A 23,864-nucleotide genomic window follows, 5' to 3' on the forward strand; every position below is an offset into this window, starting at 1 on the left:
GCTGACCCCGCTGTCCCGCGTCCGCCTGGACGAACTGCTCCAGGAGATGCTCGACCGCGTCGGCGAGGTGGTGACCAGCCGCGAGCGGCTCCGGGCACTGCTGGACGCGGTCGTCGGCATCGGGTCCGACCTCGACCTGCGCAGCACGCTGCAACGGATCGTGCAGTCGGCGTGCGAGCTGGCCGGTGCCCGCTACGGCGCGCTCGGCGTGATCGGGCCCGACCGGATGCTGCACGACTTCATCGTCCACGGCATCAGCCCCGAGCTGCACGCGAAGATCGGCGAGCTGCCGCACGGGCGGGGCGTGCTCGGCCTGCTCATCGACGACCCGAAGCCGGTCCGCATGCCGGACATCACCAAGCACCCCAACTCGTACGGCTTCCCGCCGAACCACCCGCCGATGCACAGCTTCCTCGGCGTTCCGGTGCGCATCCGCGACCACGTCTGGGGCAACCTCTACCTGGCCGAGAAGCAGGGCGCGGCCGAGTTCACCGAGGACGACGAGGAGATCGTGGTGGCGCTGGCCGCCGCGGCCGGCGTGGCGATCGAGAACGCCCGCCTCTACGCGCTGGCGCACCGGCGGGAACGCTGGCTGGCGGCCGCCGCGGAGATCACCTCGGTGCTGCTCGGTGAGGTACGCCGTACCGACGCGCTGACGCTCGTGGCGCGCCGCGCCCGTGAGGTCGCCGAAGCCGAACTGGCGCTGGTGCTGCTCTACGACGAGGACGAGGCGCAGTTCACCGTCGAGGTGGTCGACGGCGCCGACCCGGTCACCCGGGAACTGGTCGGCGCGGTGCTGCCGGCCGCCGAGACCAGCTTCGCCGCGTCCGTCACGCAGAGCCGCCACGACCAGGTCGAGGACCTCGCCGCCGCGGCGCCCTGGCCCCGGCCGGTGGTCGCCGGGCCCGCCGTGGTGTCCCCGCTCGCCGCCGCGGACACGCTGCACGGTGTCCTGGTGATCGGCTACCGGCCCGACCACGGGCCCGCCGCCGACGACGACCTCGCGCTGCTCGCCAGCTTCGCCGGGCAGGCCGCGCTCGCCATGGAACGCGCCCGCGGCCAGGAGGAGCGGGAACTGCTGGTGGTCCTGGAGGACCGCGAGCGCATCGCGCGTGACCTGCACGACGTGGTGATCCAGCGGCTGTTCGCCACCGGCCTGCAACTGCAGAGCGGCGCGATGAACGCCCGCCCCGAGGCCGCCAAGCGGATCAACCAGGCCGTCGACGACCTCGACGCCACCATCCGCGACATCCGCCGCACCATCTTCGAGCTGCGCACCCCGATGAGCGCGGCGCTGCGCACCGAGATCCGCGAGGCGATCGAGGTGGCCGCCGAGTCGCTCGGCTACCGCCCCGAGCTGGAACTGATCGGCCCGATCGACAGCGCCGTCCCGGACGACCTGCGCCCCGAACTCACCGCCGTGCTGCGCGAGGCGCTCTCCAACGCGGTACGCCACGCGCAGGCCGACCGGGTGTCGGTGCGCGTACGCGTCGACTCCGGCCGCGTCGAGATCACCGTCACCGACGACGGCGTCGGCTGCGACCCGGGGGCGGCCCGCAGCGGCCTGGTCAACCTGCGGGAACGGGCCGAGCGGCTGGGCGGCGAGTTCTCACTGCGCCGGGCCGAGCCGCGCGGCACCGAGGTGCGCTGGAGCGTCCCGCTCGACTGACAGCCGTCAGGTGTTCTTGCCGAGCAGGCGGGTGGCCAGCACCGCCGCCTGGGTACGCCGCTCCAGCCCGAGCTTGGCGAGCACGCTGGAGACGTAGTTCTTCACCGTCTTCTCGGCGAGGAACATCTTCCCGGCGATCTCCCGGTTGGTGAGCCCCTCCGCCACGTACTCCAGGATCCGCCGTTCCTGCTCGGTGAGCGACTTCAGCTCCCGCGGCTGCTCCACGCCGCTGCGGATGCGCTCCAGCACACGGGTGGTGATCGCCGGGTCGAGCAGCGACTGCCCGGCCGCGACCCGGCGGACCGCGTCCACCAGGTCGGTGCCGCGGATCTGCTTGAGCACGTACCCGGCGGCGCCCGCCATGATCGCCGCGAACAGCGCCTCGTCGTCCTCGTACGAGGTGAGGATCAGCCCCTTGATCGAGGAGTCCACCGCGCGGACGTCCCGGCACACGTCGATGCCGTTGCCGTCGGGCAGCCGGGCGTCGAGGATCGCCACGTCGGGGCGCAGCGCCGGGATGCGGCGCGCCGCCTCCTGGGCCAGGCCGGACTCGCCGACCACCTCGATGTCGCCGCTGCTCTGGAGCAGGTCGGCAAGGCCACGACGGACGACCTCGTGGTCGTCGAGCAGGAACACCCGGATCATCAGTCCTTTCTACCCGCTTTCCCGCCCTCGTAGCACGGGTCGAAAGTCCCGTCCTGCCCGCGCCGGCCGGGACCGACGGCCGGGCCCAGGTGGGGACCTCCGGCCCTGCTCACCGCGCCGCCCGCTGACGCACCGTAGTGGTGTACCCGGCCGGGGAAGCCGGCGCCGCACGAGAGGGAGCACCACCATGACGACCGAATACACCGGCGAGCAGCTGCGGGCCGCGGTCGCCGACGCGGTCCGGGCGCCGTCGCTGCACAACACCCAGCCGTGGCGGTTCCGGCTCGTCGACGGCGGCATCGAGGTGTCCGTCGACCCGCTGCGCGGCCTGCCCGCCACCGACCCGTCCGGCTGGGGCGCACGGATCGCCGCCGGGGCGGCCCTGTTCAACCTGCGGCTGGCGCTCGCCGTGGCGGGCACCCCGGCCACTGTGCGGCTGCGCCCGTACCCCGCCGACCCGGACGTCGTGGCCCGGCTGGTGCCGGACGTGCCGCGCCGTCCCACCCCGGTCGAGCAGAGCCTGTACGGGGCGATCGGCCACCGGTTCAGCAACCGCGCGCCGTTCTGGCCCGACCCGGTGCCGGCCGAGGCCCGCTGGCGGCTCGGCGAGGCGGCCCGCGCCGAACAGTGCTGGCTGGAACTCGTGATCGGTACCAGCGCCGTCAACGCGGTCGCCGAGGTCGCCCGCAGCGCCCACCGCGTGCTGGAACGCGACCCCGCGTACGTGGCCGAACGGGCCGAGTGGATCCGCTCCGAGCCGGCCCCGGACGGCGTGCCCTCCGGCGCCGGCGGACCGCAGAGCGAACCGCAGGACCTGCTGCCCCAGCGCGGCTTCGGCGGACGCAACCGCGCCCCCGGCCGCGACTTCGAGCCGGAGCCGCTGGTCGCGGTGCTCGGCTCGGCCGGCAACACCTCGGCCGACCAGATCCTGGCCGGGCAGGCGCTGCAACGCGTACTGCTCACCGCCACCGACGCCGGGCTGAGCGTGTCGATGCTGTCCCAGCCGATCGAGGTGCCCGCCGCACGCGAGGCGCTGCGGATGTCGCTGGGCCGGTTCGGCACCCCGCAGATGGTGATGCGGATCGGGTACGGCCAGCCGGGCCGCGCCACCCCGCGTCGCCCGGTCGAGGAGGTCCTCGACCTGCCGGTCGTGCCGGCCTGACCCGTACCCTCCGCAGGTCAGGCCGGGAGCGCGGCCCTGCCTCTCGGGGTCAGGCCGGGAGCGCGGCCAGCAGGGCGGCCTCCCGCTCCGGCGCCAGGCCGACCGGTGCGCGCGCCGGCCGCCCCGCCCGGTCCGGCACGCGCCCCACCTCGCGCAGCCACCGCCAGGTGTCGGCGACCGTCTCGGTCACCGGCCGGCAGACCAGCCCCGCCGCGTACGCGCGTTCCACGTCCCGCTCCTGCAACCACCGGTACTCGTGCCCGCGCGGAATCCACACCGGCAGGTCGTTCCACGGCTCCACCCCGGCGGCCAGGATCGGCTCCGGCGCCGTCCACCGCAGCGTCGCGTCCGACCCGGTCACCGCCACCGCCGCGTCGAGCAGGTCACCCATCGTCGCGTGCCCGGTGCGACCCACCACGTTGTACGCCCCGCCGACGCCCTCGGCGCCCCGGTCCAGCACCCAGGTCGCCAGGTCCCGGACGTCCACGTACTGGATGGGCAGGTCACGCGGCCCCGGCGCCAGCACGTCCCCGCCCCGGGCGACCCGGTTCAGCCACCACGGCAGCCGCCCGATGTCCTCCCCCGGCCCCAGGATCAGCCCGGCGCGCGCCAGCAGCGCCCGGTCGCCGAACACCCGCGTCGCGGCGAGTTCCCCGCCGGCCTTGTTCGCCGGGTAGTCACCGTCGTCTCCGTCCGCGTCGGCCGGCACTGTGGGCGCCTCCTCGCCGCTGCCGGGCGCGACGGGTGGCGCGTACACCGATCCGCTGGACACGTAGACGTAGTGCGGCACCGCGTCGGCGAGCGCCAGCGCGGCGTCCCGTACCGCGCGGGGCGCGCCGTCCCAGGTGTCCACCACCAGATCCCACTCGCCGCCGGTGAGCGCGGCCAGCCCGTCCGGCGCGGTCCGGTCGCCCCGCAACCGGTGTACGCCGTCCGGCACCCGCCCGTGCACACCCCGGTTGAACACGGTCACCTGCCAGTCGCGGCGTACCGCCTCGGCCACGACCGCACCGCCGACAAAGCCCGTACCACCGAGCATCAGGAGTCGCATGCGTCCCAGCCTGCCGCCGGGCGGCCGGTATGACGTGCCCTGTTCACGGTCAGCGGATCTGCCAACGGCAGAACCCGGCTCCCCCGTCGCTCGCCCACCGCCGTCCCCCGTGTCGCCCACCCTGCCCCGCTCCCCGACCGCGCCCCACCGCCGCGAGTCCTCGCGCCCCCGCCCACTGCCGTCGATCTTGGAGTTGTGGCACCCCGAATTGCCCTTTTGGTGCAGGTTCGCGAGGTGCCACAACTCCAAGATCGACGAACTCACCCCAGACCGCAGCGGATCCTCGCCGCGTCGTTGGCCGGGATCGTCACCGTCGCCCGGCCGCCGGAGACGGCCCCGCGCCGAACCCGCTACCACCCCCGGATCACTCGCGATCTTGCACTTGGGTACCCCGCATAGCGCGCGAACGGGACACGCGAAGGGCTCAAACTGCAAGATCGCCGGATGGCCCGGCAGTGCGCCGACTCCCCGCCCGCGATCCGCCCCGCCCCGCCCCGAGGGCGTCGATCATGAAGTTGACGGTGTTCGGCGCCCGTTTTGTCGCCGCCAACCTCATGGTCAACCCGGTCTGGGTCGGTGCGTGGGGAGGGCTTGCGGGGGTGATCAAGGAGTTTGTGTCGTCGTTGGCGCAGAAGGCTGCCGCAAAGTCCTTGATCACGGGTGGCGGGGCGCGGTGCTGGGGGCCGGGCTTGGGGTTTGGGGTGGGTGTCTGGTTCGGGGGTGGTGGGCGGCACTCTGGGGGTGGAATCGACGGCGGGTCGGTGGCGTTGTAACCGGGTGAACGACCGAGTAAGGGCTCGCCTTTTGAGTGAGGCGGTATCCGTGAAGGTCCGGGAATCATCCCGGGCTGCCGGTCGTTGGACATGGTTCCGGCGCCGCGACGTGGCACCCCTGCCCCGCGAGCAGCCGGATCCCCCCCGAGACTTTTTGAGCGCCTGACGGTGCCACGTGCCTTCCCCCGGGTGCGTCGACCCCCGAATGGAGCCCCCATCATGAACACGATCCTGCGCAAGAGCATTCTGGGTGTTGCTGGTCTGGCTTTCACCGGTGGCGTGTTCGCCGGTCCGGTGGCTGCGCACGCGGCGGACACCACCCACACCAAGCCGGTTGCGGTGACGGTGCAGGGTGACAAGCTGATCCCGCATGGTGTGCAGGGTGAGCAGTCGCGTATCGACCTGAACGACGAGCAGACTGCCAATGTGAAGGCGATCATTGCGGCGACGAAGAAGGCCGGTATGGACGAGCGTGCCGCTGTTGTGTCGATCGCGCCGGCGTTGCAGGAGTCGAAGCTGGAGAACCTCGGCCACCTGGGTGACCGTAACGATCATGACTCGCAGGGCCTGTTCCAGCAGCGCCCGTCCAGTGGTTGGGGCACGGTGGAGCAGATCACCGACCCGGAGTACTCCACGACGGCGTTCCTAAAGGGTCTGAAGCAGGTCGACGGCTGGCAGGACATGCCGCTGACCAAGGCCGCCCAGACCGTCCAGGTGTCGGCCTACCCGGACCACTACGCCCAGTGGGAGCAGCAGGCCGCCGACCTCGTCGCCCAGCACTGGAACAGCTAAGACGAACAAGTACGACCAAGCTGAAGGCCGGCACCCCGAACCAACGGGGTGCCGGCCTTTTCGCGTACCCGATGGGTCAGGCCGGGGGCAGGACGAACGTCCACGTGGTGGTGGTCGTGCTGGCCGCGGCGCCCGTGGCGGTGAGTCCGCCGTAGCTGCCGGTCGGCACGCTGCTCGCCGAGTCGGCGAGCAGGCCGGTCACCCGGCCGCCGCCGGTCTGCGAGGTGTTGCTGCGCACCGCCACGCCGGACGGCGGGGTGAGCGCGGTGGAGGTGCTGTCGCCGTGCAGCCAGTACGACACGGCCCAGCTCTGCGCGGCGGTCACCGGCGCGTAGGGGGTGATCCGGGTGGCGGTGCTCGCCGGGTCGGTGGCCCTGGCGAAGACCGGCCCTCCCGGTGCCACCCCCCGGTACGCGGCCAGCACCAGGTTGCCCTTAGCCTGGCTGTCCAGTGTCACCCGGACCGCAGTGCCGGCGTCACCCGCGCTCGCGGTCTTCCACCAGGCGGTGGTGGTGGCGAAGCCACCGTCGAGGCGGTCGAGCCTGGTCCAGCCGGTCACCCCGGTCGGCTCACCGGTGCCGGTGTGCGTGTTCTGGCTGAGCACGAGCAGCAGCATGTCACCGGCCTGCACGCCCGCCGGGACGGTGACCGTGTGACTGGTCCAGTTGGCGTTCGCGGTGGCCTGGCCGACGAACGAGATCCGCTCCGGTACGGGCGCCACCGTCACGTCGACTGTCGCGGTGCCGGTGGCGCCCCGGTCGTCGGTGACGGTGAGCGTGACCGGGTAGGTGCCGGCAGCCGCGTACGTGTGCGACGTGGTCGGTACGGAGGCGGTGCCCGTGGTGTCACCGTCACCGAAGGCCCAGCTGTGGTCCTGGATCGCGCCGTCGGCGTCGGTGGAGGCCGCGCCGGAGAACGTGCACACCAGCCCGGAGCAGGTGGGTGTCAGCGCTGCCACCGGCGCCTGGTTGGCCGGGCCGCCCGATCCCTTCAGGATCTTCACGTAGTCGATGTCGCCGGCGAAGTAGTCGCAGGTGACCTTCGTACCGTCGCACTGGCTCTTGCCACCCACGGACAGCGGCCAGGTGTTGGCGATGGTGCCGGTCGGCCCGTTGAGGCGGCTGGTCCGCACGCCGTCGACGTACATCTCCACGTACGCGGAGGTGCGGTTGCAGGTGACCGTGTGCCACTGGCCGTCGGAGATCGGCACGTCCGTGTAGCCGGTACGGGAGGCGCCGTCCGCGCCCCGGAACAGGCACTTCGGCTTACCGTTCGGGGCCTCGAACTTCCAGTAGCCGCCGGCCGTGTTGCCCTGTCCCTTCTGGAGGATGTTCCCGAAGGAGTACGTGGTCCGGTAGCGGATGGTCACCGAGAAGTCCCCGGCGTCCGGGTTGAAGTCGGTGCTGTGCGGCACCAGGTCGACGTGGCCCGGGACGTACTCCTTGTCGGTGGGCAGGTGGGTGGCGAAGCGGTGGCCGGTCGCCCCGGCGTAGAGCGCGCCGGTGACCACCTCGCCGCCGATCGTGCCGTGGCGGCCGTTGCCGCTGTAGTCGGTCAGCACCGTCGACGATGTCGGCTCGTCCATGCTGAAGAACGCCACCGTCCGTGTCGCGGTGGCCTGCGCGGGCGCGGCCGAGACCGTCACCCCGGCAGCCGCGACGACAGTCGCCACCCCAAACCGGGCGGCCGTCCGCCGCCACCGTCCCCGCTCGATCATGTGCATGTGACCGCCTCCCTGCGTATCGGGCATCACAGTGACACGCGTGGTGGCAACGGCTGAATAACCCGCACGGTGGAGCCGGGTGACCGATGTGGCCGGTACGAACCGTCCGAGGGGATACGTCCGCCGATCGACCGGCGGCACCGGCGGGCGGGGAGGGTGACTCTCGGTGGGCGATACTGGGTTTGAACCAGTGACCTCTTCCGTGTCAAGGAAGCGCGCTCCCACTGCGCCAATCGCCCGGGCAATCGCGAGCGGACGACGGGATTCGAACCCGCGACCCTCACCTTGGCAAGGTGATGCGCTACCAGCTGCGCTACGTCCGCGTGCCGCCGGTTCGCGCCGGCGACGGGGTGAACTCTACCCGATGCCAAGATCGCCGTGCGGCAGACCCCCGCCGCGCCCGGTGGCCGTGTGGTTGCGCTGCTCGCCGCCGGGGTACTGAGGCCGGTGACAGCACAACCATCCCCCGAAGGAGGCTGTCGTGGGTATCGGTACGAGCATTTTCCTGATCGCGGTCGGCGCGATCCTCACGTTCGCGCTCAACGCCAGCGTCGGCGGGGTCGACCTCGACGTCGTCGGCTGGATCCTGATGGCGGCCGGCGTCCTCGGCCTCATCATGACCACGCTGGTCTGGGGCCGCCGTCGCCAGGTGGTCACGACCACCGCCGAGCAGCCGGTGGAGTACCGCCGGGTCGAGGAGCGCCGGGACGTCGCCCCGCCGATGTGACAGTGACCGGGGCCGACGGAGCTGATCGGTCCCGGATCGGGCCGGCCGGATCACTCGATCCGGCCGGCCCGCTCTGCCAGGGCCGCCCGCGGTCGGTGGCGGCGCGCGGAGTGCCGTCCGGGTCAGCTCCGCATCAGCTCGTTCAACGCGTCGAAGTCGAGCCCGCCGGCGAGCGCGTCGTACGTCCCGGCGCCGAGCACCTCCGCCGCCGCCCGCTGGGCCACCGCGTACGCGGCCTCGGCCACCGCCGGTCCGATGCTCACCCGGGCCACGCCGAGCCGCGCCAGTTCGGCGACCGGCGGCGCGCCCGGCCCGGCCAGCACGTTCAGCGGCGCCGGGATCGCCGCCGCCAGCGCGGCCACCGTCTCCGGTTCCACGGTTCCGGGTACGAAGATCCCGTCCGCGCCGGCCGCCAGGTACGCCTCGGCGCGCGCGACAGTCTCGGGTACGCCACCGGCCCGGCGCAGACAGGTGTCCACCCGCGCGTTGACGTACAGCGGGATGCCGGCGCGGTCGGCGGCGGCCCGGATCGCGGCGAGCCGGGCGACCTGCTCGTCGACCGGGCGCAGCGGTCCCCCGCCGTCGTGCCGGGAGTCCTCCACGTTGACACCGACGGCCCCGGCGGCGAGCACCGCGGTGACCGTCTCGGCGACCTCGGCGGGGCTGTCGCCGTACCCGGATTCGATGTCGGCGGTGACCGGCACGCGGACCGCGTCTGCCACCCGGCGGATCACGTCGACGGCGGTGTCCCGGGCGAGCGCGTCGCCGTCCGGGGCGCCGCGGCTCCACGCGACCCCGGCGCTCGTGGTCGCGACCGCGCGGGCGCCGGCTGCGGCGACGATCCGGGCGCTCAGCGCGTCCCAGGCGTTGACCAGGATCAGTGGCTCACCGGGCAGGTGCAGGGCACGGAACTGCCGGGCTCGGGTCTGCTGATCGTCCACCGGGCCAGTCTGGGTGGGGCGATCCGGCCGCGGCAATGGCCAGCGGCGCGGCACTGGACTGATCGATGACAACGAGAAAGGCCGTGCCGAGTGATCGGCACGGCCTTTCCGCTGGTGGGCGATACTGGGTTTGAACCAGTGACCTCTTCCGTGTCAAGGAAGCGCGCTCCCACTGCGCCAATCGCCCTCGTCTACTGCGAGGTGGAGACGGGATTTGAACCCGTGTACACGGCTTTGCAGGCCGTTGCCTCGCCTCTCGGCCACTCCACCGAGGTTGCCCCCGAACTGCGTGGCGGCATCTCCGAGCGGACGACGGGATTCGAACCCGCGACCCTCACCTTGGCAAGGTGATGCGCTACCAGCTGCGCTACGTCCGCACGCCCCCGGTGTTATCCGGTGACGGATGAGAACTTTAGCCGAGCCCGGGAACGGTTGCCAACTCGGGGGCCCTTCCGGCGCGTCCGGATGTTGCCGGCGCCTCGTGGCGCGGGCTTCCTAGGAGCCTGGGTGGCTGCCGTCGAAGGCCCGTGGGCAGGGCCGCGACCTGCGGAATCCGCTCGGCGAGTCGAGTGTCCGGCATCCGACTGTCCCGCCGCCGACCGGCCGCTTCGGTAACTCCCTGTGGTCAGACGGATGGGTTACCGTAACGCCGTGACGAGACGAGCCGCCGAGATCCGCCTGGACGCGCTGCTGCGTACGGCCTGCGAGGTGATCGCGGAACGAGGGCTCGCCAACACCCGCACCGCGGACGTGGCCGAGGCCGCCGGGGTCAGCCAGGCGCTCGTCTTCTACCACTTCGCGACCAAGGACCGGCTGCTCGCGCAGGCCTTCGCGTACGCGGTCGAGCAGGACCTGGCCCGTCTCGACGCGGTGCTGCGCTCCTCCGCCCCGCCGCTGGCGAAGCTGCGCCGGATGCTGCGCCTCTACGCGCCGACCGGCCGGGCCACCTCCTGGTCCATGTGGATCGACGGCTGGGCGGAGTCGCTGCGTACGCCGGAGCTGGAGAAGCTCTCCCGCCGCCTCGACCTGCGGTGGCGGCAGGACCTGGCCGCGGTGATCAGCGACGGGGTCGCCGAAGGCACGTTCGACTGCCCCGACCCGGCCGGCGCGGCCTGGCGGATCAGTGCGGTGATGGACGGGCTGGCGGTCCAGCTCGCGGTGCACGAGCGGGTGATCACCCGCCGGCAGATCGCCGAGTGGATCCGCCTGGTGGCCGCCCGGGAGCTGGGCCTGGAGCCCAGCCAGCTCGACTGACCCCTCCCGCCGGCGGGTCAGTGCCAGCGGGGGCGGGGGCGTTCGAAGGGGGGCGGGAGCGTCTCCGGTTCGGTCTGCGCGGACGGGCGCAGCAGGCGGCGCATCCGCAGCAGCAGCCCGGCGCCGAGGAACAGCAGCAACCCGCCGAGCAGGAACGCGGCCTGCACCAGGCCGAATCCGCCGCTGTCCGCCACCGGCCGCCCGGCCACGCCACCGGGCGCCGGCGGTTCCACCACCGCGGCGTCGGTCGGCTCGTCAGTCGGCTCCTCGTCGGGCGCCTCGGAGGACGGCTCGTCGCTCGGTGTGGGCTCCGCGCTGGTCGGCGAGGGCGTCGGCTCGGCCGCCTCCTCCCCCACCACCTCACGGGAGGCGGTCCGCCGGGCCAGCAGCCGCAACTGCGGGTCGTACGCCTCGGCGGCGAAACTCACCCGGCCACGCCCGACGTCCTCGGCGAACGCCACCCGGTAGCGGGCGGTCACGGTACGGCCGGGACAGAGCACACCCGGGTCCAGCTGCCGGTCGGTGAGCCGGGCGGTGTCTCCCTCGGTGCGGATCTCCAGCGGGAACGATCCGCTGTCCTCCACCCGGTCCACCTTGAGCTGGTCCAGCCGCAGGCCCTGCACCCGCACCAGCATCGACCAGCGCACCTTGACACAGCCGCCCCCGTCGGAGCGGGACACCACGGCGGACAACGTCTCCACCCGGTTCCCGGCGGTGAACTCGTCCGGCAGGCCGCTCAACTCCGTGGAGAAGGCCGCCGCCGCCCGCGCCGGCAGGGCTCCGCCGTACCCGGTCCCGGCCACGAAGGTCAGTACCAGTCCGATCCGCAGCGCGTGCCGCCAGCCGCTCACCACGCCTCCTCACCCTCGGTCGTGTCCACAGGCAACGCTAGGAGCGCGCCGGGCACGCCGGTAGACGGGCGTGTTCGCATCCAACGCCACAACACGGGGGTCATTTCACCGAGCGTGGTGAACCGGTCACGACCTCGCCGCGACACGCCCGGGATCGGTTCCGGAACCCGGGTGGGACACAATTCTCCGATGTCCGAGCTGTCCGCCGCGTTCGTCCGGCTGCACGCCCGCCTCGCCCCCGTGGCGTTCGTACCCGAGGTGCTGCTGCACCAGGCCGACGAGCCGATCGGCCTGTGGGAGCTGACCGAGGGCGAGTTCCGCAGCTCCCAGCCGCCGCCGTTCTGGGCGTTCGCCTGGGCCGGCGGGCAGGGCCTGGCCCGTTACGTCACCGACCACCCCGACGTGGTCGCCGGCCGCCGGGTGCTCGACCTGGCCTCCGGCTCCGGCCTGGTCGCCGTCGCCGCCGCCCGCGCCGGCGCCGCCGCCGTCCGGGCGGTCGAGGTGGACGAGCGGGCCGTGGCCGCCGTCGCGCTCAATGCCGAGGCCAACGGGGTACGCGTCGACGCCGAACTCGGCGACATCCTCGACTCCGACGCGGGCGACGCCGAGGTGGTGCTGGCCGGGGACGTCTTCTACAGCGAGGCGATGGCCCGCCGGATGCTGCGCTTCCTGCTCCGGGCCGCCCGTTCCGGCGCCCGGGTGCTGGTGGGCGATCCGGGCCGGGCGTTCCTGCCCCGCGAGCGCTTCCACGAGCTGGCCGCGTACGACGTGCCGGTGTCGGAGGCGCTGGAGAGCGTACGGGTGAAGCACACCACCGTCTGGGAGCTGGACCCGAACCCGCCCGGCGCCCGCCGCTAGCGTTACCGCGTGCTGTTCCAGGGCTGGGGGGAGTCCGTCGACGGGCCGTGGCCCGACGCGGCCACCGTTGTCGACCACGTCGGCGTGCCGCACCTGGTGGTGACCCGGCACGCGCTCGTACGCAGGCTGCTCACCGACCCGGTGACGTTCCGGCCGGACAACGCGCTCGACGCGGTCACCCCGATCCCGGTGGCCGCGCTGCGGGTACTCGCCGGGCACCGGTTCCGGCTGCCGCCGACGCTGGCGAACAACGGCGGCGCGAGCCACCCGGAGATCCGCGGCATCGTGGCCGACGCGCTGCACCCGCACCGGGTGGACGCCCAGCGCCGGTGGCTGACCGGGCTGGTCCGGGAGCGGGTGGCGGGCCTGGCGGCGGCGCTGGACGCGGGCCGCCCGGTCGACCTGTACGCGGGTCTCGCCGCCGACCTGCCGCTGCTGGTGCTGGCCCGGCTGGTCGAGCTGCCGGACGCCCCGGTCGGCGCGGTGAAGGACTTCGCCCGGGCCGCGCTGGAGCTGTTCTGGGCGCCGCTTGACGAGTCCCGGCAGCTGGCGCTCGCCGCCGAGGTGGGCCGGTTCCACACCGTGCTGCGGGAGTTCGCCGCCACCGGGGGCGGGCTCGCCGCGCGGCTCCGCGAGGCGGGGCACTCCCCCGACGTGGTCGTCGGGGCGCTGTTCTTCCTGCTGGTCGCCGGCCAGGAGACCACCTCGCAGTTCCTCACCCTGCTGCTGCACCGGCTGTCCGGCGAACCGGCGGTACGGGCCGGGCTGCGCGCCGGTGAGATCGGCGCGGACGACGTGGTCGAGGAGGGGCTGCGGCTGGAGCCGCCGATCGTCACCTGGCGGCGGGTGGCGGCAGTCGACACCACGCTCGGCGAGGTGCCCGTACCGGCGGGCACCAGCATCGTGGCGTGGCTGGCCCGCGCCGGCCGCGACCCGGCCGTGGTGGACGCGCCGGGCGAGTTCCGCCCCGGGCAGCCCGGCTCGCGGCGGCACCTGGCGTTCGGCGCCGGGCCGCACCGCTGCGTCGGCGCTCAGCTGGCCCGGATGGAGGCCGCGGTGGTGGTCGCCGAGGCCGCCACGCTGCTCGACGACGTGACGGTCGTCCGTCCACCGTGGTGCCCGGACAACCTCACCTTCCGGATGCCGGACGCGTTCGTGGTCCGCCGCGCCTGAGCCCTGCGGGTGTTAACAGGGGGCCCTTCCTCTACCGGAGGCGTTAAGAAGGGGCCCTTCCTTACTCCTCGGCCCAGGCCCGCCAGTCGTCGAGCACGCCGTACAGGGCGGGGGTGAGCCAGCCGGGCGCGGACCGGCGGAACACGCCCGGGTCCATCCCGCCCGCGCCGGCCGGTACCGCGCCGAGCAGGTTCGGCAGCAACTCGGACAGGTTGAGCCAGTGCACCAGTTCCGGTTCGGTCGGCCAGGCCCCGATCACCACGCCGGCCGGGACGGCCCGCCGCTCCAGCGCCTCCAGCGTCAGCGCGGTGTGGTTGAGCGTGCCGAGCCCGGCCCGCGCCACCACCACCGCGGGCGCGCCGAGCGACACCGCCAGATCGGCCACCGTCCACGGCTCGCCGGACGGGCGCAACCCCATCGGTACGAGCAGCCCGCCCGCGCCCTCGACGAGCACCAGATCGTGCTTGTCCGCCTCCTCGCGGATCGCGTCGACCGCGTTGTACAGCTCCAGCGGCGGCAGCTCCGCCACCCGGGCCGCGGCCAGCGGGGCCAGCGGATCGGGGTAGCTCGCCAGCGTCCGGCCGGTCAGCGGGGCGGCCAGCCGGGTCACCGAGTCGACGTCGCCGGGCTCTCCCGTCGCCGTACCCGTCTGGCCGGGCTTGACCACCGCGACCCGCAGGCCGGCCGCCTGCGCGGCGGCGGCGACGGCGGCGGTCACCACTGTCTTGCCGACCTCGGTGTCGGTGCCGGTCACCAGCACCGGCCCGGTCCAGGCGTCGCCGAGGCTCATGGCGCACACTCCACGATCACGTCCAGGGCCCGGTCGAAGCCGGCCCGGTCCACCCCGGCGCTGACGGTGAGCCGCAGCCGGGAGCGGCTGTCCGGCGTGGACGGGGGACGGAAGCAGCCGACCGCCACACCGTGTTCCCGGCAGGCGGCGGCCCAGGCGGTCGCCTCCTGCGGGCCGGGCGCGGTCACCGAGATCACGGCGCCGTCCGGGGCGGACACGGCCAGCCCGGCCGCGCCGAGCCGGCGCACCGCCGCGGCGACCCGGTCGGCCAGCTCGGCGCGCAGCGCGTCGCCGTCGCGGGCCAGGCGCACCGCGGCGCGGACCCCGGCCACCACCGCGGGCGGCGGCGCGGTGTCGAAGATGAACGTGCGGCCGGTCTCCACCAGGTGGCGGACGAACTCGGCCGGCCCGGCGACCACGCCGCCGGCCCCGCCGAGCGCCTTGGACAGCGTCGCGGTGACCACCACGTCGGGCGCGCCGGCGAGCCCGGCGGCGGCGACCCCGCCGGCTCCGGCCGGGCCGGTGACGCCGAGCGCGTGCGCGTCGTCGACGAGCAGCAGCGCGCCGTGGCGGCGGGCCACCGCGTGCAGCTCCGCGAGCGGGGCGAGGTCGCCGTCGACGGAGAAGACCGACTCGGTCACCACCACCGCCGGGCGGCCCGGCGCGGCGGCGAGCGCCGCGGCCACCGCTGCGACGTCGGCGTGCGGCGTCACGAGCGTCTCGGCGCCGGAGATCCGGCAGCCGTCGATCAGCGAGGCGTGGTTGTGGGCGTCGGAGACGAGCAGCGTCCGCGGCTGGGTCAGTCCCCGGACGGCGGCGAGGTTGGCCAGGTATCCGGAGGAGAACACCAGCGCCCGGTCGACGCCGAGCCAGCCGGCCAGGTCGTCCTCCAGCGCGTGGTGCGCGTCGGTGGACCCGCGCACCAGACGCGACCCGGTGGCGCCCAGCCCGTACGCGGACAGGGCCTCTGCTGCGGCGGCGGTGACCTCCGGGTGGGTGGCCAGGCCGAGGTAGTCGTTTCCGGCCAGGTCGACCACGGCGTCGTCGGCGGCGCGGGGGCGCAGCGTGCGGGTCAGCCCCGCCCGGGCCCGCAGCTCGGCGCGGCGGTCCAGGGCCGCCAGCCAGTCCGCCACCGTGCCGTCCCCTCCCGCCGACTTCACGCCCCACGCCGGGCGCTTCCGCGGGGCGAAGTTACCACCCGCCCCGGCGGCCCCGGCGTGGCGCGGTCCCGGCTCGCCGGAGGGCCGGCGGCGGTGTTTCCCGCGTTCACGGTGGCCTGTTAGGTTACGAGCCATGCCAGAGATCCTCGACCAGGCCCGGGAGCGGGTGCTGGGCAACGGCGTCGGCCTCGACGAGGCCGGTGTCCTCGCGGTGCTGAACCTTCCCGACGAGCACCTGCCCGCCGCGCTCCAGCTCGCCCACGAGGTCCGGATGCGCTGGTGCGGTCCGGAGGTCGAGGTCGAGGGCATCGTCTCGCTGAAGACCGGCGGCTGCCCGGAGGACTGCCACTTCTGCTCGCAGTCCGGTCTGTTCACCTCGCCGGTGCGCTCGGTCTGGCTGGACATCCCGGCGCTGGTCGAGGCCGCGAAGCAGACCGCCGCGACCGGGGCGACCGAGTTCTGCATCGTGGCCGCCGTGCGCGGCCCGGACGCCCGGCTGATGAAGCAGATGCGCGAGGGCGTCGCCGCCATCCGCGCCGCTGTCGACATCCAGGTCGCCGCCTCGCTCGGCATGCTCACCAAGGAGCAGGTCGACGAGCTGGTCGAGATGGGCGTGCACCGCTACAACCACAACCTGGAGACCTGCCGCTCCTACTTCCCGAACGTGGTCACCACGCACTCGTGGGAGGAGCGCTGGGAGACGCTGCGGATGGTCCGCGAGTCCGGCATGGAGGTCTGCTGCGGCGGCATCCTCGGCCTCGGCGAGACGGTCGAGCAGCGGGCCGAGTTCGCCGCGCAGCTCGCCGAGCTGGACCCGCACGAGGTGCCGCTGAACTTCCTCAACCCGCGCCCCGGCACGCCGCTGGGTGACCGCCCGGTGGTGGAGGGCAAGGACGCGCTGCGCGCCATCGCCGCGTTCCGGCTGGCCATGCCGCGCACCATCCTGCGGTACGCGGGCGGCCGCGAGCTGACCCTCGGTGACCTCGGCACCCGCGACGGTCTGCTGGGCGGCATCAACGCGGTGATCGTCGGCAACTACCTGACCACGCTGGGGCGGCCCGCCACGGCCGACCTGAAGCTGCTGGAAGACCTGAAGATGCCGGTGAAGGCGCTCTCGGCGACCCTGTGAGGCAGCGGTGACCGAATCCTCCCCCGCCACGGCGGCTCCCGCCGCGCTCTGGTGCGACAGGTGCGGCGAGTCGGTGGCGGCCGGGCCGCACCCGGCGTGCGAGGCGGCCCGCGCGTGGGAGCCGCCGCGCTGGTGCGCGTCCTGCCGGCGGCGGATGAAGGTGCAGGTCGTACCGTCCGGCTGGTCGGCGGTCTGCGTCGAGCACGGCGAGCGGCGGGGCTGAGGCGTGCTGCGCGGGCGGGCGGTGACGCTGCGGCCGGTGACCGACGCCGACGTGCCCGCCCTGGCCGCGATCCGGGCCACCCCCGAGGTGCGCCGCTGGTGGCGCGGCGGTGACGACCTGGCCGCGTCGGTCCGGGCGGACCTGGCCGACGACTCGGTGACGATCTACGCCGTCGAGCACGACGGCAAGCTGGTCGGCGCGATCCAGTGGTACGCCGAGACCGACCCGGACTACCGCCACGCCAGCCTGGACGTCTTCCTCGACCCGGCGGTACGCGGCTCGGGGCTGGGCGGCGACGCGATCCGCACGCTGGTCCGGCACCTGATCGACGAGTACGGCCACCACCGGTTCACCATCGACCCGGCGGCGGCGAACACGGCGGCGATCCGGGCGTACGCGAAGGTGGGGTTCCGTCCGGTGGGCATCATGCGCCGCTACGAGCGCGGCGCGGACGGGCGCTGGCACGACGCGCTGCTGATGGACCTGCTCGCCGAGGACCTGGCCGGCTGAGTCAGCCGGCCCAGAGCAGGTGCCCGTCGGGCAGCCGGCGGGCGCCCTCGGCGGGCCGGTGCGGGCTGAGCCGGCCGTCCGGCATGAGGTGCGACACCGGCACTCCGCGGCCGAGCACGGCGACGTCGGCGATCAGCCGCCGGTGGCAGCGCCACCAGACGCTCTCGCTGCACATCACGGCTGTGGTCTCCCGGGCGGCGTCGGCCAGCACCTCGTCGAGTGCCGCGTCGAAGTCGGGCGTGCGGGTGTACGCGGCGTACGCCCGGAAGGCCGCGACCGTCCACCACGTGTCCGGTTCCGGCTCGCCGGCGCGGACGTGCCGGCGGCCGCCGAGGCGCGGTTCCCAGCGGTAGCCGATGCCCCGTTCGGGCAGCCAGTGCTCCAGGGCCTCGCGGCGGACGTCCGGGTTGGTCCGGCTGGCCGGGTAGCGGCGCACGTCCACGATCAGGGTGACAGCCGCGCCGGCCAGCAGGTCCCCGAGCTGGTCCCGGTGGGCGGCCCCGTGCCCGACGGTCAGCAGCATGCGCTCCACCGACTCAGCTTGCCCCGGGTCGGCGCCGTCCGCCCGCCGGCCGGGCCGGCCCACCGGAAAGGGCGTGCCCGGCACCGCACGGGTGCCGGGCACGCCTTCCTCGTACGGTGTGGCGCCTAGCGCTGGAGGGTCAGCACACCCGGCCGCCACGGCAGCAGGTTGTAGTCGCCTCCCGCACTGGGGTTCTTGCCCTGGTACAGGAACTGGAGGTTGCAGGCGTCGACGGTCTTGGTCTGGTCGGGGTTGGTGCGGACCAGGTCACCGTGGCTGATGTCGTTGGTCCACGTCGCGCCGCTGTTGGCCTTGCCGGCGAAGGGGTTGCTCTCGCTGGCGGCCTGCGGGGTCCACGAGCCGCTCAGGCTGTTGGACGTGAACGACCGGAAGTAGCGTCCCTGGCTCCCGATCGCCTCGACGATCATGAGGTACTGGTTCTGGCCCGCCACCTTGTAGACCTCGACGCCCTCGAACAGGTTGTTCGTCGAGTCGGTCATGATCGTCGTGTAGTTCGAGCCGAAGCTGCCCGGGAAGTTCCCCAGCGGCATGCTCGACCGGTAGATCTTGCCGTTGTCACCGGCGAAGAACAGGTACATGTTCTGGTCGTCGCCGATGAGCGTCTGGTCGATGACGCCGTACGGGGCGTCGGGCAGGGTGGCGGTGGAGAGCGTCTGCGCCGAGGACCAGCCGTTGGCGTTCGTCGGGTCGCTCGACGTCTTGTAGCTGAACGAGGTCGGTCCCCACTGGTACGCCAGCACCCAGATGTTCTTCGGGGCGAAGTACAGCAGGGTGGGCGCCACGGTGCCCTGGCTCATTCCGTTCTGGCCGGCCGAGGCCATGTCGGACCAGTTCGTGAACGGGGTGAAGTTCATCGAGCTGTACTGGCCGCTGCTGTTGACGTACGACCCGTAGACCAGGTGCTTGCCGTTGTAGACGACGTTCGTGAAGTCCTTGAGCGAGACCCAGCCGTTCTGCGGGTTGGCCAGCGCGCCGGTCGACGACCACCGGTACGTCGACGGGAGCGCGCAGCCGCCCGGCGGCGGCGTCGTGGTCGGCGGCGGCGTGGTCGGGGGCGGCGTGGTGCCACCGAAGTCGGTCCGCCACTGCTGGTTGGTCTGCCCGTGGCAGTCGTACAGCTGGATCTGCTGGCCGTTGCCGGTGCCCCAGACGTCCAGGCAGCGCCCGGACTGCACGCCGCTGATGGTGCCGTTGGAGTTGATGTTCCACTGCTGGTTCGACTGGCCGTTGCAGTCCCAGATGATGATCCCGGTGCCGTTGCCGGTGGCCGCGCCGTTCGCGTCGAGGCACTTGGTGCCGTAGACCATCAGCTGCTTGTTCGACGTGTACGTCCACTGCTGGTTCGACTGACCGTTGCAGTCCCAGAGCTGGACCCGGGTGCCGTTGGTCTGGGTGGCGTTCGGTACGTCGACGCACCGGCCCGACTGCGCTCCGACGATCCGGCCGGCGCCACCGCTGGGCGGCGGTGCCGTGGTCGGGGTCGTGGTCGGCCCGGAGCTCGGGGCGGCCGCGTTGAGGGCGTTGAGGACCGAGGTGTACGCGGCCTTCTTGTTGCCTCCGCCGTCGAACAGCAGCGGGTTCTCGCCTGAGCGCCACGAGTCGCTGTCGCGGACGCCCCAGACGGTGATGCCGATGCAGCGCGGCACGTTCATGCACGCCTGGGTCAGACCCGCGTACTGGCTGGTCGACGAGTTGGTGACGTCGACCTCGGTCAGCGCCACGTCGACGCCGAGGGCGGCGAAGCTGGACAGCGTGGTCTGGAAGTTGCCCGGCAGCGAGCTGCCGCCGGTGAAGTGGGTCTGCAACCCGACGCAGTCGATCGGCACACCGCGGGACTTGAAGTCCCGGATCATGTTGTAGACGCCCTGCGTCTTGCCGTACGACCAGTTCTCGATGTTGTAGTCGTTGTAGCAGAGCTTCACCGACGGATCCGCCGCCCGAGCGGTACGGAACGCCACCTCGATCCAGTCGTTGCCGGTGCCCTGCAGGTTCGACTGACGGCGGCTGCCGTCCTCGTTGAACGCCTCGTTCACCACGTCCCACGCGGCGAGCTTGCCCCGGTAGTGGCCCATCACGCCGTTGATGTGGTCGATCATCGCCTGACGCAGGTTGCTGCCGCTCAGGCTCTGCATCCAGCCCGGCTGCTGCGCGTGCCACGCCAGGGTGTGGCCACGGACCTTCAAGCCGCGCTGGGTCGCCCAGTTGTAGATCTGGTCACCGGAGTTGAAGTTGAACTGGCCCCGCTGGGGCTGGGTCGCGTCCGGCTTCATCTCGTTCTCGGCCGTGATCATGTTGAATTCGCGTCCGGCGATCGTGCTGTACGTCGAGTCGCCGAGCCGGCCCGCCGCGATGGCGGTGCCGAAGTACCGGCCCGACTGCGCGGCGGCGGCGCCCAGCGTGGACGCGGCGGCGTTCGCCGACGGCATCATCACCGCGACGGCTGCCACCGTCACGGCGCTGACCGCGCCGGCGAGCAGCGCCCGGACGGCCGGTGATCGCCGTCGCCGACTCCCGCCGCGATGAACGGATGGGCTCATTGCCATCTTGGCCTCCTTACTGGCCAACACCCAGGCCGTCGGGGCGGAACGACTGGACGTCTCGATTGGGGTATCTAGCTCCGTCGATGCTTTCATCGCGCATCGGCGGGGACAATGGTGTTTCGGAAAAGTTTCGGAACGTTTTTGGTGGCGCGAGGCGCGACGTGGCGTGGCCGGTCACCCGGGGTGCGGTACCGGCCACGCCACGCCGCCTCGGCGGTCAGGAGACGGTGCAGGCGGAGCCGTTCAGCGTGAACGCGGTGGGCCTCGGGTTGGCGCCGGTGTGGGTGCCGTTGAAGCCGAAGCTCGTCGACGCGCCCGGCGCCAGCGTCCCGTTGTAGGACAGGTTCGACGCGGTCACCGCCGTGCCGGTCTGCGTCACGTTCGCCGACCAGGCCTGCCCGACCTTCTGGCCGCTGTTGCCGAACGTGAACGCCAGCGTCCAGCCGTTGATCGCCGTGGTGCCGGTGTTGGCGACAGTGATGTTCGCGGTGAACCCGGTGTCCCAGGTGTTCGCCGTCCAGGTCACCGCGCAGGAGCCGCCGGCGGGCGGGGCCGTGGTGGTCACCGTGACGCCGGGCGACGCGGGCGAGACGTTGCCGGCCGCGTCCACCGCCACCACTGTGAACGTGTACGTGGTGGAGGCGGTCAGCCCGGTCACCGCCAGGGTGGTGCCGGTGGCGGAGCCGACCAGGACGTTCCCGCCGCGGTAGACGCGGTACCCGGTGACGCCCACCGCGTCGGTGGACGGGCCCCAGGTCAGCGTCAGGCCGGTCGGGCCGACCGCGGAGGCGGTGGGCGTGCCCGGCGCGGTCGGTGGTGTGGTGTCCGGCGCCGGGCCGGCCGGCGTGGTGACGCTGACGGCAGCCGACGACGCGGACCGGTTGCCGGCGCCGTCGAGCGCCCGCACTGTGAACTGGTACGTCCGCTCCGGCGCCAGCCCGGTCACCGCGAGCGTGTTGGTGGTGGCGGTCCGCAGCACCAGCGCGTCGCTTCCGGTCTGCGACTGGGTGATCTCGTACCCGGCCAGGCCGCTGCCGCCGGTGTCGGTGGACGCGGCCCAGGTCAGCGTGAGCCCGCTCGACGTGACGGCGGACGCCACAGGCGTGCCGGGCACTGTGGGCGCGGTGGTGTCAGGGGTGACCGGGCCGGGCTCCTCGCCCCAGACGCGGACGCCGCCGGAGTAGAGCGGCACCTTCCGGTTCGGCCCCGCGGTGGCCTGGTAGGACGGGTCGTTCGCCGGATCCCAGGTGCCGCCCTCCGGCACCCCGATCTTGAACTGGACCTCCATCCGGTGCTGCGACTGCCCGGCCGGCGCGATGGTGTAGCCGGTGCAGTCGACCTCGACGTACCAGATGTCACCGGAGAACTGCTTCGCCGTCGACGGCGACGGGCAGCCCTGGGTGTAGCCGGGCGTGACGGTGACCGGTCCGGTGCCGTCGGGCCGGAAGAAGTACCGGAACTTTCCGGTCGTCAGCGCCCGGGCCGGGAACGCCGACTTGTTGTAGATGATCGCCTTGAGCCCGGTGGCGCGCGGCTCGGCCTGCATCACTGTGGTCTCCACTGTCATCTCGTCCATGTCGGGCGTCTCGGCGGACGGGAAACCGGCGCGCGGGCTGCCGCCGTACTCGTTCGTGAGCCGGGCAAGCGCGGAGGTGAAGCCGGCGTTGTAGTCGGTGGCGACCTCGTTCATCACGTAGTCCGACCGACTGTCGGTGTACGCGTCGTTGGCCGAGGACGGGCCGCCGACCAGCGCGCCGTAGAGCACGTGCCGGGTCTCGGTGGGCACGGTCTGGCTGTCCCACCAGGAGCCGTGCGCGGTGCGGTGGTGCGGGTTGCGCGGCGAGTTGGTGCCGAAGCCGATCTGGTAGCTGGAGTTGCGCGGGTTGTCGCCGAGCGCGTAGTTGATCTGCCGGACCGCGAAGTCGTGGTAGCGCGCCTTACGGGTGGCGTCCGTGGTCCTGTCGCTGTAGACGAGCGCGGCGAACGCGGTGTTGGAGGCATACCGCAGCGCGCCCCACGAGTCGAGCACCGCCATCCCGCCGGGCGAGTACGGCACCCGCTGACCGTTGACGCCCACCGTCCAGTAGTCCAGCCACCGGTTGGCGTCGTCGACGTACTTCTGCTTGCCGGTGAGGTTCGCCAGCAGCACGTACGCGCCGAACTGCTTGTTGTCCCAGGCGATGGTCCACTTGTAGGAGCGGGTGGTGGACTGCGGCTCGGTGCCGAGCTTGTCGTACTCGCTCTCGGCCTTGGTCAGGTAGGCGGCGTCGCCGGTGGCCCGGTACAGCCAGATCGCGCCCCACACCAGTTCGTCCTGGTAGCCGCTCCACGACTTGTAGAAGCTCGTCGCGTCGGTGATGCACTCGTGGTAGTTCTTCCGCACGGTGTCGGCGAACGTGTAGAGCTGCTTGGCGTGGCCGAGCAGCTTGTCCGCGTAGGCCGCGTCGGTGGACCGGAACACCATGGACGAGGCGGCCATCGCGGCCGCCGTCTCCCCCGCCAGGTCCGCGCCGCCACAGCTCGCGTCGATCTTGTACGCGGGCCGCGCCATCGGCATCACCTCGGCCGGACCCCACCACTTGTGGTCGTCGTCGCCCTTGCCGACCTGTCCGTAGAGGACGTTCGCGGCGGGGTGCGCCTTGACGAAGTAGTCGTTGACGAAGCGCAGGTTGTTCAGCAGGTGGGTGAGCTGGCCGGAGGCGGCGTACCCGTCGCGGTACTCGACCGCGCCCCACGCCAGCATGGTGGCGCTGAACGCCATCGGGAAGCCGAACTTCACGTGGTCGCCGGCGTCGTACCAGCCGCCGGTGAGGTCGACGCCGACGTCGGCGCCGTCGGTGAGCGCCGAGTCGCCGCGCCAGGACACCCGGTTCCAGGAGGGCTTGCGGCCCGACTGCTGCGCCTCGTAGAAGAACAGCGACTTCTGCAACGCCTCGGCGTAGTTGAACGCGGGCGCGGCCTGTGCGGCGGAGGCGGACGCGGGTGGCGGGGCGGCGACGGCCGTGGCCAGGCCGACGGCCAGCGCGGCGCCGGCGGCGAACAGCCGGCGGAGCCGGGACCGGCCTCCCGGCGGCGGAATCGGACGGGGCATGGCGAGCTCCTGTGGCTGGCGCCGGGCGGCAGCCGGAGCGGGGACGGTATCGCAGGGCTCCGGCTGCCGCGTGGCGGTGGTGGTGGGGTGTCCCTGAGAGGTTCGGGAGCGCTCCCATGGACAATCGACAATGTAATGCGCCGTTCATCACAGGGGAAGAGCGCGCTGATCCGGGCCGCTCGGGCGTACTCACGGGTAACCATCGGGAGCTGGATCACACCATCGATGCTTGTCGATATATAGCGTGTTCGGATCCAG

20 protein-coding genes and 5 tRNA genes are annotated in these 23,864 nt (G+C 72.9%); 10 read left to right on the forward strand and 15 right to left on the reverse strand.

What is annotated here, in order from left to right:
- Nucleotide 1 precedes the first annotated feature (1 nt).
- Nucleotides 2-1,669 carry a GAF domain-containing sensor histidine kinase gene (locus tag BFV98_RS10900; protein WP_176921766.1) on the forward strand — a complete coding sequence of 556 codons (1,668 nt, stop codon included), beginning with the start codon at nucleotides 2-4 and terminating at the stop codon, nucleotides 1,667-1,669.
- A 6-nt stretch (nucleotides 1,670-1,675) separates the two neighbouring features.
- On the opposite strand, the gene BFV98_RS10905 is transcribed toward BFV98_RS10900, so the two are convergent.
- Complete coding sequence (locus BFV98_RS10905) at nucleotides 1,676-2,314, reverse strand: response regulator transcription factor (RefSeq protein WP_013284884.1); 639 nt, start codon at nucleotides 2,312-2,314, stop codon at nucleotides 1,676-1,678.
- 187 nt (nucleotides 2,315-2,501) lie between these two features.
- Here BFV98_RS10905 and BFV98_RS10910 point away from each other — a divergent pair, with 187 nt between their 5' ends.
- The gene (locus BFV98_RS10910; protein WP_071096155.1) at nucleotides 2,502-3,476 is read left to right on the forward strand and encodes a nitroreductase; all 975 of its coding nucleotides are present in this window, start codon (nucleotides 2,502-2,504) and stop codon (nucleotides 3,474-3,476) included.
- A 49-nt stretch (nucleotides 3,477-3,525) separates the two neighbouring features.
- On the opposite strand, the gene BFV98_RS10915 is transcribed toward BFV98_RS10910, so the two are convergent.
- Complete coding sequence (locus tag BFV98_RS10915) at nucleotides 3,526-4,527, reverse strand: NAD-dependent epimerase/dehydratase family protein (protein WP_071096157.1); 1,002 nt, start codon at nucleotides 4,525-4,527, stop codon at nucleotides 3,526-3,528.
- 992 nt (nucleotides 4,528-5,519) lie between these two features.
- Between BFV98_RS10915 and BFV98_RS10925 the strand changes: the two genes are divergently transcribed.
- Nucleotides 5,520-6,092, forward strand: coding sequence for a hypothetical protein (locus tag BFV98_RS10925; protein ID WP_071096161.1), 573 nt, complete (start codon nucleotides 5,520-5,522; stop codon nucleotides 6,090-6,092).
- 76 nt (nucleotides 6,093-6,168) lie between these two features.
- Here BFV98_RS10925 and BFV98_RS10930 read toward each other — a convergent pair whose 3' ends face one another.
- From BFV98_RS10930 to BFV98_RS10940, 3 genes are all read right to left on the reverse strand, one after another.
- Nucleotides 6,169-7,815, reverse strand: a complete 1,647-nt coding sequence (locus tag BFV98_RS10930; protein WP_071096163.1) for a PKD domain-containing protein — start codon at nucleotides 7,813-7,815, stop codon at nucleotides 6,169-6,171.
- Nucleotides 7,816-7,982: 167 nt separating this feature from the next.
- A tRNA-Val gene (locus BFV98_RS10935) sits at nucleotides 7,983-8,054 on the reverse strand.
- Between the two features lie 11 nt (nucleotides 8,055-8,065).
- Nucleotides 8,066-8,138 (reverse strand) — tRNA-Gly (locus BFV98_RS10940).
- A 158-nt stretch (nucleotides 8,139-8,296) separates the two neighbouring features.
- Here BFV98_RS10940 and BFV98_RS10945 point away from each other — a divergent pair.
- The gene (locus BFV98_RS10945) at nucleotides 8,297-8,542 is read left to right on the forward strand and encodes a DUF6458 family protein (RefSeq protein ID WP_013284878.1); all 246 of its coding nucleotides are present in this window, start codon (nucleotides 8,297-8,299) and stop codon (nucleotides 8,540-8,542) included.
- Between the two features lie 122 nt (nucleotides 8,543-8,664).
- On the opposite strand, the gene BFV98_RS10950 is transcribed toward BFV98_RS10945, so the two are convergent.
- From BFV98_RS10950 to BFV98_RS10965, 4 genes are all read right to left on the reverse strand, one after another.
- Nucleotides 8,665-9,483 (reverse strand): isocitrate lyase/phosphoenolpyruvate mutase family protein, encoded by an 819-nt coding sequence (locus tag BFV98_RS10950; protein WP_013284877.1) that lies wholly within the window; start codon nucleotides 9,481-9,483, stop codon nucleotides 8,665-8,667.
- Between the two features lie 112 nt (nucleotides 9,484-9,595).
- Nucleotides 9,596-9,670 (reverse strand) — tRNA-Val (locus tag BFV98_RS10955).
- Between the two features lie 12 nt (nucleotides 9,671-9,682).
- Nucleotides 9,683-9,753: transfer RNA gene (locus BFV98_RS10960), tRNA-Cys, on the reverse strand.
- Nucleotides 9,754-9,787: 34 nt separating this feature from the next.
- Nucleotides 9,788-9,860: transfer RNA gene (locus BFV98_RS10965), tRNA-Gly, on the reverse strand.
- A gap of 274 nt (nucleotides 9,861-10,134) precedes the next feature.
- Between BFV98_RS10965 and BFV98_RS10970 the strand changes: the two genes are divergently transcribed.
- On the forward strand, nucleotides 10,135-10,737 hold the full coding sequence (locus BFV98_RS10970) for a TetR/AcrR family transcriptional regulator (protein WP_030275337.1): 603 nt from the start codon (nucleotides 10,135-10,137) through the stop codon (nucleotides 10,735-10,737).
- 17 nt (nucleotides 10,738-10,754) lie between these two features.
- Here BFV98_RS10970 and BFV98_RS10975 read toward each other — a convergent pair whose 3' ends face one another.
- Nucleotides 10,755-11,588, reverse strand: coding sequence for a hypothetical protein (locus BFV98_RS10975; protein ID WP_071096165.1), 834 nt, complete (start codon nucleotides 11,586-11,588; stop codon nucleotides 10,755-10,757).
- 189 nt (nucleotides 11,589-11,777) lie between these two features.
- Here BFV98_RS10975 and BFV98_RS10980 point away from each other — a divergent pair, with 189 nt between their 5' ends.
- On the forward strand, nucleotides 11,778-12,446 hold the full coding sequence (locus tag BFV98_RS10980) for a methyltransferase (RefSeq protein ID WP_013284874.1): 669 nt from the start codon (nucleotides 11,778-11,780) through the stop codon (nucleotides 12,444-12,446).
- 9 nt (nucleotides 12,447-12,455) lie between these two features.
- Nucleotides 12,456-13,619, forward strand: coding sequence for a cytochrome P450 (locus BFV98_RS10985; RefSeq protein WP_071096167.1), 1,164 nt, complete (start codon nucleotides 12,456-12,458; stop codon nucleotides 13,617-13,619).
- Between the two features lie 61 nt (nucleotides 13,620-13,680).
- Here BFV98_RS10985 and bioD read toward each other — a convergent pair whose 3' ends face one another.
- On the reverse strand, nucleotides 13,681-14,409 hold the full coding sequence (bioD, locus tag BFV98_RS10990; RefSeq protein WP_013284872.1) for a dethiobiotin synthase: 729 nt from the start codon (nucleotides 14,407-14,409) through the stop codon (nucleotides 13,681-13,683).
- Nucleotides 14,406-15,542 carry an 8-amino-7-oxononanoate synthase gene (locus BFV98_RS10995; protein ID WP_013284871.1) on the reverse strand — a complete coding sequence of 379 codons (1,137 nt, stop codon included), beginning with the start codon at nucleotides 15,540-15,542 and terminating at the stop codon, nucleotides 14,406-14,408. The genes bioD and BFV98_RS10995 overlap by 4 nt, the downstream gene beginning before the upstream one ends.
- Nucleotides 15,543-15,702: 160 nt before the next feature.
- Here BFV98_RS10995 and bioB point away from each other — a divergent pair, with 160 nt between their 5' ends.
- Genes bioB through BFV98_RS11010 form a run of 3 tightly spaced genes read left to right on the forward strand, consistent with a single transcriptional unit; the run spans nucleotide 15,703 to nucleotide 17,431 of the window.
- A complete protein-coding gene (bioB, locus tag BFV98_RS11000) occupies nucleotides 15,703-16,698 on the forward strand; it encodes a biotin synthase BioB (protein WP_013284870.1) in 996 nt (331 codons plus the stop codon).
- Nucleotides 16,699-16,705: 7 nt separating this feature from the next.
- The gene (locus BFV98_RS11005) at nucleotides 16,706-16,921 is read left to right on the forward strand and encodes a hypothetical protein (RefSeq protein WP_013284869.1); all 216 of its coding nucleotides are present in this window, start codon (nucleotides 16,706-16,708) and stop codon (nucleotides 16,919-16,921) included.
- A 3-nt stretch (nucleotides 16,922-16,924) separates the two neighbouring features.
- Nucleotides 16,925-17,431: a GNAT family N-acetyltransferase gene (locus BFV98_RS11010; RefSeq protein ID WP_013284868.1), complete on the forward strand. Its 507-nt coding sequence runs from the start codon at nucleotides 16,925-16,927 to the stop codon at nucleotides 17,429-17,431.
- A 1-nt stretch (nucleotide 17,432) separates the two neighbouring features.
- Here BFV98_RS11010 and BFV98_RS11015 read toward each other — a convergent pair whose 3' ends face one another.
- The 3 genes from BFV98_RS11015 to BFV98_RS11025 form a co-directional block, all read right to left on the reverse strand.
- A complete protein-coding gene (locus tag BFV98_RS11015) occupies nucleotides 17,433-18,056 on the reverse strand; it encodes a DUF488 family protein (protein WP_013284867.1) in 624 nt (207 codons plus the stop codon).
- Nucleotides 18,057-18,079: 23 nt separating this feature from the next.
- Complete coding sequence (locus BFV98_RS11020; RefSeq protein WP_071096169.1) at nucleotides 18,080-20,518, reverse strand: non-reducing end alpha-L-arabinofuranosidase family hydrolase; 2,439 nt, start codon at nucleotides 20,516-20,518, stop codon at nucleotides 18,080-18,082.
- 214 nt (nucleotides 20,519-20,732) lie between these two features.
- Nucleotides 20,733-23,606: a glycoside hydrolase family 9 protein gene (locus BFV98_RS11025; RefSeq protein WP_071096178.1), complete on the reverse strand. Its 2,874-nt coding sequence runs from the start codon at nucleotides 23,604-23,606 to the stop codon at nucleotides 20,733-20,735.
- Nucleotides 23,607-23,864: the final 258 nt, after the last annotated feature.

The organism is Micromonospora sp. WMMB235 (assembly GCF_001855515.1).
GTDB lineage: Bacteria > Actinomycetota > Actinomycetes > Mycobacteriales > Micromonosporaceae > Micromonospora > Micromonospora aurantiaca.

Bases quoted from the DNA above. Each gene is read 5' to 3' on its own strand.
- BFV98_RS10905 (WP_013284884.1), bottom strand. From the start codon at position 2,314: ATGATCCGGGTGTTCCTGCTCGACGACCACGAGGTCGTCCGTCGTGGC.
- BFV98_RS10910 (WP_071096155.1), top strand. From the start codon at position 2,502: ATGACGACCGAATACACCGGCGAGCAGCTGCGGGCCGCGGTCGCCGAC.
- BFV98_RS10915 (WP_071096157.1), bottom strand. From the start codon at position 4,527: ATGCGACTCCTGATGCTCGGTGGTACGGGCTTTGTCGGCGGTGCGGTC.
- BFV98_RS10925 (WP_071096161.1), top strand. From the start codon at position 5,520: ATGAACACGATCCTGCGCAAGAGCATTCTGGGTGTTGCTGGTCTGGCT.
- BFV98_RS10930 (WP_071096163.1), bottom strand. From the start codon at position 7,815: ATGCACATGATCGAGCGGGGACGGTGGCGGCGGACGGCCGCCCGGTTT.
- BFV98_RS10980 (WP_013284874.1), top strand. From the start codon at position 11,778: ATGTCCGAGCTGTCCGCCGCGTTCGTCCGGCTGCACGCCCGCCTCGCC.
- bioD (WP_013284872.1), bottom strand. From the start codon at position 14,409: ATGAGCCTCGGCGACGCCTGGACCGGGCCGGTGCTGGTGACCGGCACC.
- bioB (WP_013284870.1), top strand. From the start codon at position 15,703: ATGCCAGAGATCCTCGACCAGGCCCGGGAGCGGGTGCTGGGCAACGGC.
- BFV98_RS11020 (WP_071096169.1), bottom strand. From the start codon at position 20,518: ATGGCAATGAGCCCATCCGTTCATCGCGGCGGGAGTCGGCGACGGCGA.
- BFV98_RS11025 (WP_071096178.1), bottom strand. From the start codon at position 23,606: ATGCCCCGTCCGATTCCGCCGCCGGGAGGCCGGTCCCGGCTCCGCCGG.